The sequence below is a fragment of the Pauljensenia sp. C0254C2 genome (assembly GCF_056583835.1).
Genome location: NZ_JBWPJO010000012.1, coordinates 58,096 through 68,378 on the forward strand (window position 1 = coordinate 58,096; position 10,283 = coordinate 68,378).

The window sequence follows — 10,283 nt, forward strand, 5'->3', positions numbered from 1 at the left end:
TAGACTCGATAGGTGATTTCTGTGCAGGACTTTTCGCTTCGGATCGGTGCACGCGTACTGATCTCGAACGCCACCTTCAGGATTGACCGCGGGATGCGTATCGGTTTGGTTGGCAGAAACGGTGCCGGCAAGACCACTATGATGCGCCTCTTAGCAGGGGAGAGCGATCACGGTGCCGCTGAGTTTACTGGGCACGTGCGTCGCAGCGGCACCATCGGATACCTGGCACAGGACACCCATATTGGCGACCAGAAGATGACGGGGCGTGAGCGCATCATCTCCGTTCGAGGTATCGACACCCTCATAGAGAAGATCCGCAAAGCTGAGCATGAAATGTCCACCCTGGAAGGGGAGCGCCAACAGCGGGCGATGGAGCGTTACGTCAAGCTCGACCAGCGTTTCACGAATGCCGGAGGGTGGGCTGCCAATGCTCAGGCATCGCAGATCGCTCATTCACTGGGATTAGACGATCGCGTGTTGGAGCAAAGCCTCGACACGTTGTCCGGTGGTCAGCGACGCCGCGTCGAACTGGCTCGGGTGCTTTTCTCAGAGGCTGATATTTTGCTGCTGGATGAGCCGACCAACCACCTTGATCACGATTCAATCCTGTGGCTGCGCGATTGGCTGCGCGCATACTCCGGCGGATTCATGGTGATCAGCCACGACGTCAAATTGCTGGATGACACGGTCAACTCCGTGTTCTATCTGGACGCGAACCGCACGGCACTGGATGTCTACCACCTCGGATGGTCTGCCTACCTGCGTCAACGCGACGAGGATGAACGCCGTCACCGCCGCGAACGCGCCAACGCGCTCAAGAAAGCTGAACAGCTGCGTGCGCAGGGCGAAAAGATGCGCGCGAAGGCAACGAAGGCTGTTGCGGCACAGCAGATGCTGCGCCGCGCCGATGAACTGGTTGAGCAGGCTGGTCAGGAAATCCAGCATGAAAAGGTTGCGCGTTTGCGTTTCCCCGAACCTGCGCCATGCGGACGCGTGCCACTGTCAGGAGAGGGCCTGTCGAAATCCTACGGCTCGTTGGAAGTTTTCACTGGTGTGGATCTGGCAATTGACCGCGGCTCGCGTGTGGTGATCCTGGGTCTGAACGGTGCTGGTAAGACGACGCTGCTGCGCCTGCTGGCCGGCGTGGAAGAGCCTGATCTGGGGCAAGTCATCAGTGGGCATGGCCTCAAACTTGGCTACTACGCCCAGGAACACGACTTCCTGGACATGGACGCCACAGTGTATGACAACATGGCGCACGCAGCTCCTGACCTGGACACCACGCACGTTCGCAACGTGCTGGGGCAGTTCCTGTTTGGCGAGGACGACATCGATAAGCCGGCGCGCGTACTATCCGGCGGAGAGAAGACGCGCCTGGCCCTTGCGACGCTGGTCGTCTCTGCAGCAAATGTGCTGCTGTTGGATGAGCCGACGAACAACCTTGATCCAGCCTCTCGCGAGGAGATTCTCAACGCGCTGCGCACCTATGAGGGCGCCGTCGTCCTGGTCACGCACGATCCCGGCGCGGTCGAGGCGCTCAACCCGGACCGCGTGCTGGTGCTGCCTGACGCCGATGAGGATCTGTGGGATGAGTCGTACCTGGACCTGGTCACACTTACCTAGAAACTGCAGGTTAACGTGGTCGGACGCTAAGAGTCGACCTCGTTAATTGGGATGACACGGGTGGGAAAATCTCGGTAGGCCAGGTATTGCTGGAGCGAGTCGCGATGATCACGACACGCCAGCCATGTCTTGGATCGGCCAGTGTGAATGGCCGGATTTGACCAGATGATTGCAACCTCAGCCTTACGGCTGCATCCGCGTGCTGAACACGCCAAATCCTCTGGCCCGGGTGCCAGTGCCATCCAATCCCTCCTCGATCCTCGCTATTGTAGATACTATGACGACACGAACGCTTATCCTGGTACGTCACGCTGCTGCCGGTTCGAGCAGCTCCGGTGACCGTCAAAGGCCGCTGACTCCAGAAGGTGTTGAGCAGGCTCGGCGACTGGGACGACGAGTCTCACGCCTGATTGACCACGTTGATCTGTCACTGACATCGCCCGCCGTGCGTACACAGGAAACGGCGGTGCAGCTCCACACGTCGATCGAGGTGCGCACCACCTCAGTTGATGACGAACTGTATCTGGCCGGCGCTGACAGTCTGCTCGACAAGGCGCGGAGCCTGCCCGCGTCAGTCACCTCAGTCATGATGGTCGGCCACGAGCCAGCTATTTCAGCAATGGCGGCATCGCTGGGGGCACGCCGATCCTGTAAGGAAAAAGTCCGTTGGGGTGTTCCCACGGGTACCGCCGTCGTCCTCACTTTCGAGGGCAATTGGTCGCAGCTGGCCGAGAACTCGTGCGAAATGGAAGTTTTTCGCGAACCAGCGTGACGAAAGTGTGAAAACACTTACCTCAACGGTTCTCATACTGTGCACCAGGCGCCCGTACTGGGATCAGGGCGCTACACTATACGCGTACTAGACCATACCCAAGGGGAGAATTCATGTCCGGACACTCCAAGTGGGCAACCACAAAGCATAAGAAAGCAGCCATCGACGCCAAGCGTGGAAAACTCTTCGCCAGGCTCGTCAAGAACATTGAGGTGGCAGCCCGCACAGGTGGAGGAGATCCCGCAGGTAATCCCACGCTGTATGACGCCATCCAGAAGGCGAAGAAGAACTCCGTTCCGGCCGACAACATTGATCGCGCTGTCAAGCGTGGCTCCGGTGCAGAAGCCGGTGGCGCTGAGTACGAAACCATCATGTACGAAGGCTACGGTCCCGCAGGTGTTGCGATTCTGGTCGAATGTCTGACCGATAACCGCAACCGCGCGGCATCAGATGTACGCCTGGCATTTACCCGTTCCGGTGGCAACCTGGCTGACCCCGGCTCGGTGTCCTACCTCTTTTCCCGTCGCGGAATCGTCGAGGTGCCGGAGGCCGACGGTGTGGATGAGGATTCCATCATGGAAGCCGTACTCGATGCAGGTGCCGAAGATGTCGCCCAGCAAGGAGACGTCTTCGTCATTTCCTGTGAGCCGACCGAGGTGGTCGCGGTGCGCACCGCGCTGCAGGATGCAGGAATTGACTACAACTCTGCTGAGGCGCAGTTCGTTGCCTCGACACAGGTGGAACTCGACGTTGAAGGTGCCACCAAGGTTATGCGTGTGGTGGACGCCCTCGAAGATTCTGATGACGTGCAGAACGTCTACCACAACATGTCACTGAGCGATGAAGTTCGCGCTCAACTCGAACAGGAGGAGGAATGAGCGAAAATCCCTCTGCTGCCACACCCACCGACGAAGGACGCCAGGTCGGAACTGACCGCGTCAAGCGTGGAATGGCGCAAATGCTCAAAGGCGGCGTCATTATGGACGTCGTCACCCCTGAGCAGGCGAAGGTTGCTGAAGACGCCGGTGCCGTGGCCGTCATGGCACTCGAACGCGTCCCCGCGGATATCCGCGCCCAGGGCGGCGTGGCCCGCATGTCAGACCCGGATCTGATCGACGGCATCATTGACGCCGTCTCCATCCCCGTCATGGCCAAAGCCCGCATCGGACACTTCGTGGAAGCGCAGGTGCTCCAGTCCCTCGGCGTCGATTACATTGACGAATCCGAGGTGCTGACCCCGGCTGACTACTCGCACCACATTGACAAGTGGAAGTTCACCGTGCCGTTCGTGTGCGGTGCGACCAACCTGGGTGAGGCTCTGCGCCGCATCAGTGAAGGCGCGGCCATGATCCGCTCCAAAGGCGAGGCCGGCACCGGTGACGTGTCGAACGCGACGACGCATATGCGCAAGATCCGTGACCAGATTCAGCACCTGACGTCGCTGCCAGAAGACGAGCTGTATGTGGCAGCGAAAGAACTGCAGGCACCGTATGAACTGGTCGCAGAGGTGGCACGAGAAGGCCGCCTGCCTGTCGTCCTGTTCACCGCCGGCGGCATCGCCACTCCTGCGGATGCCGCGATGATGATGCAGCTGGGTGCCGAGGGTGTCTTCGTTGGATCCGGTATCTTCAAGTCCGGTGATCCGGCTAAGCGCGCGAGCGCGATTGTGCGCGCAACAGCGGCTTACAACGATCCTGACACCATTGCGGAAGTCTCACGCGGACTGGGGGAAGCGATGGTCGGCATCAACGTCGACGATTTGCCGGTTGATCACCGCCTGGCTGAGCGCGGATGGTGACACCAGCGTGAGAACCATAGGCGTACTCGCGCTTCAAGGTGATATCTCAGAACATGTGCGGGCGCTGGAAGAATCCGGCGCCCGCGCTGTGTATGTGCGCCACCCTGACCAGTTGACACAGATCGACGGCCTGGTTATTCCCGGTGGGGAGTCAACCGCCATGTCTATCCTCATGCATGCCACAGGTATGGACGAAGGGCTGCATGGGGCTGTGGATCAGAAAATGCCGATGTGGGGGACTTGTGCCGGCATGATTATGCTGGCCAGCACTATTCTTGACGGGCGCAGCGACCAGATCGCATTGGGCGCAATGGACATGACTGTCAGACGTAACGCATTTGGCCGGCAGGTCGACTCCCATGAAGAAGACCTGGAGGTGGATGGATTTGACACGCCATTTCGGGCATTGTTCATTCGCGCTCCATGGGTCGATACGGTCGGAGAATCTGTTCGCGTCATGGCGCGTGCCGACAACAAAGCTGACGGGCCGATTGTCGCACTGCGTAACGAGCACTGCCTTGCGACATCATTCCACCCTGAAATTGGGGGAGACAACCGGATCCATTCTCTCTTCGTGCAGATGGTTGACCAATGCGCGTAATGGGGATTGACCCGGGCATCACCCGATGCGGAATCGGAGTGGTGGATGTTGATGCGTCACGCGCAGCGGCGCTGGTTCACGTCGGCGTGGCCAGAACCAAAACCAGTCTGGCCACCCATTTTCGCCTCGCATCCATTGCCCAGGAGATCCGGCACACCATTGAGACCTTTCAGCCTGAAGTGGTGGCCATTGAACGGGTTTTCGCACAGGACAACCTTCAGTCAGTAACCACCACAATGCAGGTGATGGGCGTGGCCATGTCATGTGTCGGGCAGGCACGTCTGCCAATGGCAGTCCATACACCGTCAGAAGTCAAAGCAGCGATCACCGGTTCTGGCACCGCCGGGAAAGCGCAGGTGCAGCACATGGTGGCTCGCATCCTCCGCCTCGATACTCCGCCGAAGCCAGCAGACGCGGCTGACGCCCTTGCAATTGCAATCTGTCACGCCTGGCGAGGCTCAGGCTTGCTCGGCGCGGGGGATGATTCTCAGATTACCGTGTCCCTGTCAGGCAAAGTCTCCTCCAAGGGCACCATGACACGGGCTCAGCAGATCTGGGCAGAAGCTCAGGCGACGCAACACCGCACGGGTGCGGTCGATCCGCGCTGGCATCGCCGCTAAGATGGAACAGATGTTCGTAGCGAGGGGGAATAACGGTGATCGCACTGCTGACTGGAACGGTTGAGCACATCGGCCTGGATGAAGTCACTGTGGTCAACGGTGGAATTGGATGGGCCGTCAAGGTCACTCCACCAACGGCGCACAGCCTGATCCGTGGCAATGAGGTCACGCTCCACATCGTCATGGATGTCAAGGAAGATGCGATCGCTTTGTTCGGCTTCCCGACGCGTGACGAGAAAGACGTGTTCACCGTGATCCGCACCGTCTCCGGAGTGGGACCGCGCATCGCCCTGGCGGCGTTGGCAGTTCTCACACCCGACCAGCTGCGCGACGCCCTCGCCCAAAAAGACAGCGCACAAATCAGGAAGATCCCCGGAGTGGGGCCAAAACTTGCTGATCGGATCGTCCTTGAAATTGGAAACAAGCTGGGGCCCGCTGCACACGCTGAAGATGTACCCAGCGAACCCGACAGTGATGAAGTGACCGAGGAAGTCACCGCTGCACTGGTACAGCTCGGCTGGACACAGGCGATTGCCCGAAAAGCAGTCAACTCACTTGCCGGGCAGGGGATGGGGGCATCCGACCTTCTGCGCGCATCACTGATCAAGCTGGGAGGCACCCGTGGATGAGATGGACGACGACCTGTCTCCGCGCATTGTCGCGCCAGATGCGACGGAACTGGAGCGCGCAGCTGAAGCTGCTCTCCGTCCGAAACACCTCAGCGAATTCGTGGGTCAGCCGCGCGTGCGCACACAGCTCGAACTGGTGTTGAAAGCAGCGATCGGTCGCTCTGTCACACCCGACCACGTGCTCCTGGCCGGACCGCCTGGACTGGGAAAGACAACCCTGGCGATGATCATTGCGCAGGAGATGGGATCCTCACTGCGCCTGACCTCCGGACCTGCGATCCAGCACGCTGGCGACCTCGCCGCGATCCTGTCTGGCCTGCAGGAAGGTGACATCCTCTTTATCGACGAGATTCACCGCCTGGCACGCACCGCTGAAGAAATGCTCTACCTGGCGATGGAAGACTTCCGTGTCGACGTGGTCGTTGGCAAAGGTCCGGGCGCCACGTCGATTCCGCTGACGCTGCCACCGTTTACAGTGGTGGGCGCGACCACGCGTGCCGGGCTGCTGCCTGCACCGCTGCGCGACCGCTTCGGCTTCACTGGGCACCTGGAGTTCTACGAGACAGAGGACCTGGTTCAGGTCATCAACCGGTCGGCAGGGCTACTGGGAGTGTCGGTCAGCGATGAGGCAGCCCATGAAATCGCCTCCCGTTCACGCGGCACGCCACGTATCGCAAACCGTCTGTTGCGCCGCGTACTTGACTACGCGCAGGTGCATGGGGACGGAACACCCACACTGGAATCGGCGCGTGAAGCACTGGCATTGTTTGAAGTGGACCAGTCGGGACTGGACCGACTGGATCGCGCCGTCCTCGAAGCACTGTGCGTGCGCTTTGGCGGAGGGCCGGTGGGGCTGTCCACGTTGGCTATCACCGTGGGCGAAGAAGCTGAAACCGTTGAAACTGTCACTGAACCGTACCTGATGAGGCAGGGGTTCATTGTTCGCACCCCACGCGGCCGTGCAGCTACACCGAAAGCGTGGTCACACCTGAATCTGACCCCTCCGAGCGATCAGGACACGCTGATTTAAACGTGAGGTAGCACGCACAGTGACGCCGTTCGTCGCGATCGAGAAGACGAACAGGTAGACTGCAACGGGCGCCGTGTACTGTCACGGTGCTGTCATATACGTAGATTTGTCGAGGATGAAGAGGTTTCCCCGTGCAAGGTACCGGCTCGTTAATGCTTTGGCTGCCGCTGTTGTTGATGCTGATTGTGATGTTTTGGTTCTCATCACGCGCTCGCAAGAAAATGGCGAAACAGCAGGAAGAACAGCAACGGATCATCAGCGAACAGATGGTGCCCGGTGCATGGGTGAAGACCGCCGTAGGGTTCTGGGGACGCTACGTGGATCAGGATGGCGACATCGTCATCCTGGAAACGTCGGACGGCACCGAAACTTACTGGGAACGTTCCGTCATCCGCGAAGTCGGCGAGCCACCTTTCGCCACGGAATCAGCTGATCACATCGAAGAAGCCATTTCCGAGGAAGAAGATGAGCCTGCTGTACTTGGGTATGATCCCATCGAACCTGAGACACCCTCGTCAGTGAACGAGGGCGACACGCTCGCAGCGGATCTTGAGGACGAGGATAAGCGGGACAAGAACCGCAACAAGGACGATATTCCGCCCGTCATCTAATTCATTCATCCATTCATCGACTTCATTGACCAAGGACTCCATCACTGTGGCTAATAAGAAACGTCGCCCGGTGCGCACACTTGTCGCGCTCTTTGTTGTGGTCGCTATCGGCATCGCAGCACTGCTGATCGGACGCGCAACTCAAGGTGCAACACTCCATCCGAAGCTGGCTCTGGACCTCGAAGGTGGAACCCAGCTGATTCTGACGCCGAATACGACAGGCGAAGACGACCGCAATATTACTGATGAGGACATCACTGAGGCGATCAACATTATCCGTAACCGCGTGGACGCCTCGGGTGTCTCCGAATCGGAAATCACCTCAATGGGTTCGAACAACATTGTGGTCTCGCTGCCTGGCCGTCCCTCAGAGGAGACGCTGAATCTGATCCGCTCATCTTCTCAGATGGACTTCCGTCCAGTGCTGCAGGTCGGTGCCGCAGTTGCACCCAGGCAACAACTGGAAGCGGCTCAAAGCGGCGATTCCGGCCAGTCGGGAGCCGGCAGCGCGCAGTCTGGAGATGCAGCCGACCAGCCGCAGTCGCAAACCCTTGTCTCCACGGCCATGTCCGAGGATGAGGCCCGCCAGGCTGCCGACCAGGATAAGGATGGGAAACTGAGCACCGAGCCGGCGACCACACCGGAGAACAACTCGGACTCGGCATGGATGACCGAGCAGGTCGTGTTCGACTTCCTGACCCTGGACTGCATGTCGACTGAGGCACGCACCCAGACCACTCCCGGTGATCCCGACAAGCCTTATGCCACGTGCTCGGATGACGGAACCCAAAAATTCCTGCTTGGCCCGATCGATGTCAAAGGTGAGAACCTGAATTCAGCCCAGGCCGCAATGGACTACAACCAGACGGGGCAGGCAACAGGCGAGTGGGTTGTGAGCCTCGAATTCGACTCAGTCGGTACCGAAGCATTCAAGGAAGCGTCAACTCGTCTGGTCGGCTTCCAGAATTCTGATCCCACGCGTAACCGCTTCGCAGTCGTCCTTGACAATAGGGTGATTACCTCACCGTCGATGAATGCAGCAATCACTGACGGTCATGCCAAGATCAGCGGTAATTTCACGCCAACCAGTGCCAAGGCACTGGCCAATCAGCTGAACTTCGGTTCACTGCCATTGGACTTCACCGTCCAGTCCGAGCAGCAGATCTCTGCAACGCTCGGATCCGATCACCTGGCCAAGGGTCTGTGGGCCGGTCTGATCGGTCTGATCCTGGTTGTCCTGTTCATGATCTGGCAGTACCGAGGCCTGTCGATCATCTCGATCGGTTCACTCCTGATGGCGGGCGTGATCACCTACCTGGTCATCACGTTGCTGTCATGGCTGATGGAATATCGCCTCTCACTGCCTGGCGTAGTTGGCCTGATCGTTGCAGTTGGCGTCACCGCTGACTCGTTCATCGTCTACTTCGAACGCATCCGCGACGAGGTGCGTGACGGTCGCCCGCTCGTGGCAGCCGTCGACGAAGGATGGGAGCGGGCCAAACGCACCATCATGATTTCGGACGCGGTGAACCTCGTGGCCGCCGTGGTGCTGTACATGCTCGCGGTGGGTGGCCTGCAGGGATTCGCCTTCACATTGGGCGTGACGACGGTGGTTGACCTTGCGGTGATCTTCTTCTTCACGCACCCGATGATGGAGCTGCTCATCCGCATCCCATTTTTCGGTGAAGGCCACAAGCTGTCCGGTTTGGATCCCGAACACCTCGGTGCAAAGTCCAGTGCCATCTACGCGGCGCGTGCACGCACTGATGTGCGCAAGACGAAGTCAGTATCAACGCCATCGGGGAGCACAGCGGTCGGCACCCGTAAATCGCTTGCTGAGCAGCGCCGAGAACAAGCCGCTGCGGCTAAGCAGGAGGAAGCACGATGAGAAGTTACGCCCAGTGGGGAAACGCCCTGTATGCGGGCGAGAAATCCTATCGGATCGTCCCGAACCGCAAGATTTTCGTGTACGCGGCCGGCATCACGCTGGTTGTCTGTGCGCTCCTCGTGTCAGTGCTGGGACTGCGTCAATCCATCGAATTCACCGGTGGTTCGCAATTCTCCATGATCGGCATTAGCCAAAGTGAACAGCAGCTTGCATATGATGCAGCCAAATCCGCGGGCGTGACCGACGTGCGCGTGTCGAATCTGGGTCAGAACGGTATCCGCGTCCAGACACCGTCACTGGACCCCAACCAGACAGCGCAAGTTCGCGACGCGCTGGCAGAGGCATACGATATATCCGCAGATGATGTCCAGTCCTCGTCGATCGGCCCGTCATGGGGTAAAGACGTTACCGGGAAGGCACTGCAGTCTCTGGTCATCTTCCTGGCGGTCATCACCGCCTTGATGACGGTGTACTTCCGCTCGTGGACCATGTCAATCTCTGCTATGACGGCTCTGCTGCACGACGTGGCCCTGACCGTCGCGTTCTTCGCGATCACTCGAGTCGAAGTCTCGCCTGCAACCGTCATTGGCTTCCTGACCATTTTGGGATACTCCCTGTATGACACGGTGGTCGTTTTCGACAACGTGCGCGGCCTGACGAAGAACGTGTGGGAGCAGAAGCGCTACACATATGGCGAACTGGTCAATCTCG

Annotated in this window: 12 protein-coding genes; 11 read left to right on the top strand and 1 reads right to left on the bottom strand. The window is 59.3% G+C overall.

The window, feature by feature from the left end; genetic code table 11:
- Positions 1-12 precede the first annotated feature (12 nt).
- Positions 13-1,623, top strand: coding sequence for an ABC-F family ATP-binding cassette domain-containing protein (locus tag AC1DA5_RS08810; RefSeq protein ID WP_058236782.1), 1,611 nt, complete (start codon positions 13-15; stop codon positions 1,621-1,623).
- Between the two features lie 26 nt (positions 1,624-1,649).
- Here AC1DA5_RS08810 and AC1DA5_RS08815 read toward each other — a convergent pair whose 3' ends face one another.
- The gene (locus tag AC1DA5_RS08815) at positions 1,650-1,865 is read right to left on the bottom strand and encodes a hypothetical protein (RefSeq protein ID WP_058236781.1); all 216 of its coding nucleotides are present in this window, start codon (positions 1,863-1,865) and stop codon (positions 1,650-1,652) included.
- 35 nt (positions 1,866-1,900) lie between these two features.
- Here AC1DA5_RS08815 and AC1DA5_RS08820 point away from each other — a divergent pair, with 35 nt between their 5' ends.
- The 10 genes from AC1DA5_RS08820 to secF form a co-directional block, all read left to right on the top strand.
- On the top strand, positions 1,901-2,395 hold the full coding sequence (locus AC1DA5_RS08820) for a SixA phosphatase family protein (protein ID WP_058236780.1): 495 nt from the start codon (positions 1,901-1,903) through the stop codon (positions 2,393-2,395).
- 113 nt (positions 2,396-2,508) lie between these two features.
- Positions 2,509-3,273 (top strand): YebC/PmpR family DNA-binding transcriptional regulator, encoded by a 765-nt coding sequence (locus AC1DA5_RS08825; protein WP_058236779.1) that lies wholly within the window; start codon positions 2,509-2,511, stop codon positions 3,271-3,273.
- A complete protein-coding gene (gene pdxS, locus AC1DA5_RS08830) occupies positions 3,270-4,193 on the top strand; it encodes a pyridoxal 5'-phosphate synthase lyase subunit PdxS (protein WP_058236778.1) in 924 nt (307 codons plus the stop codon). The genes AC1DA5_RS08825 and pdxS overlap by 4 nt, the downstream gene beginning before the upstream one ends.
- Positions 4,194-4,200: 7 nt before the next feature.
- Positions 4,201-4,794 carry a pyridoxal 5'-phosphate synthase glutaminase subunit PdxT gene (gene pdxT, locus AC1DA5_RS08835; RefSeq protein ID WP_058236913.1) on the top strand — a complete coding sequence of 198 codons (594 nt, stop codon included), beginning with the start codon at positions 4,201-4,203 and terminating at the stop codon, positions 4,792-4,794.
- On the top strand, positions 4,785-5,414 hold the full coding sequence (ruvC, locus tag AC1DA5_RS08840; protein ID WP_058236777.1) for a crossover junction endodeoxyribonuclease RuvC: 630 nt from the start codon (positions 4,785-4,787) through the stop codon (positions 5,412-5,414). The genes pdxT and ruvC overlap by 10 nt, the downstream gene beginning before the upstream one ends.
- Before the next feature lie 35 nt (positions 5,415-5,449).
- Complete coding sequence (gene ruvA, locus AC1DA5_RS08845; protein WP_058236776.1) at positions 5,450-6,043, top strand: Holliday junction branch migration protein RuvA; 594 nt, start codon at positions 5,450-5,452, stop codon at positions 6,041-6,043.
- A gap of 1 nt (position 6,044) precedes the next feature.
- Complete coding sequence (gene ruvB / locus AC1DA5_RS08850) at positions 6,045-7,073, top strand: Holliday junction branch migration DNA helicase RuvB (protein WP_058236775.1); 1,029 nt, start codon at positions 6,045-6,047, stop codon at positions 7,071-7,073.
- Positions 7,074-7,225: 152 nt separating this feature from the next.
- The gene (locus AC1DA5_RS08855; RefSeq protein ID WP_070727300.1) at positions 7,226-7,684 is read left to right on the top strand and encodes a preprotein translocase subunit YajC; all 459 of its coding nucleotides are present in this window, start codon (positions 7,226-7,228) and stop codon (positions 7,682-7,684) included.
- Positions 7,685-7,730: 46 nt separating this feature from the next.
- Positions 7,731-9,572 (top strand): protein translocase subunit SecD, encoded by a 1,842-nt coding sequence (gene secD / locus AC1DA5_RS08860; RefSeq protein WP_070727299.1) that lies wholly within the window; start codon positions 7,731-7,733, stop codon positions 9,570-9,572.
- The coding region (secF, locus tag AC1DA5_RS08865) for a protein translocase subunit SecF (protein ID WP_480289946.1) at positions 9,569-10,283 on the top strand (715 nt) is incomplete at its 3' end. The genes secD and secF, both read left to right, overlap by 4 nt.

Bases quoted from the DNA above. Each gene is read 5' to 3' on its own strand.
- AC1DA5_RS08815 (WP_058236781.1), bottom strand. From the start codon at position 1,865: ATGGCACTGGCACCCGGGCCAGAGGATTTGGCGTGTTCAGCACGCGGA.
- AC1DA5_RS08820 (WP_058236780.1), top strand. From the start codon at position 1,901: ATGACGACACGAACGCTTATCCTGGTACGTCACGCTGCTGCCGGTTCG.
- AC1DA5_RS08825 (WP_058236779.1), top strand. From the start codon at position 2,509: ATGTCCGGACACTCCAAGTGGGCAACCACAAAGCATAAGAAAGCAGCC.
- pdxS (WP_058236778.1), top strand. From the start codon at position 3,270: ATGAGCGAAAATCCCTCTGCTGCCACACCCACCGACGAAGGACGCCAG.
- ruvC (WP_058236777.1), top strand. From the start codon at position 4,785: ATGCGCGTAATGGGGATTGACCCGGGCATCACCCGATGCGGAATCGGA.
- ruvB (WP_058236775.1), top strand. From the start codon at position 6,045: ATGGACGACGACCTGTCTCCGCGCATTGTCGCGCCAGATGCGACGGAA.
- AC1DA5_RS08855 (WP_070727300.1), top strand. From the start codon at position 7,226: ATGCTTTGGCTGCCGCTGTTGTTGATGCTGATTGTGATGTTTTGGTTC.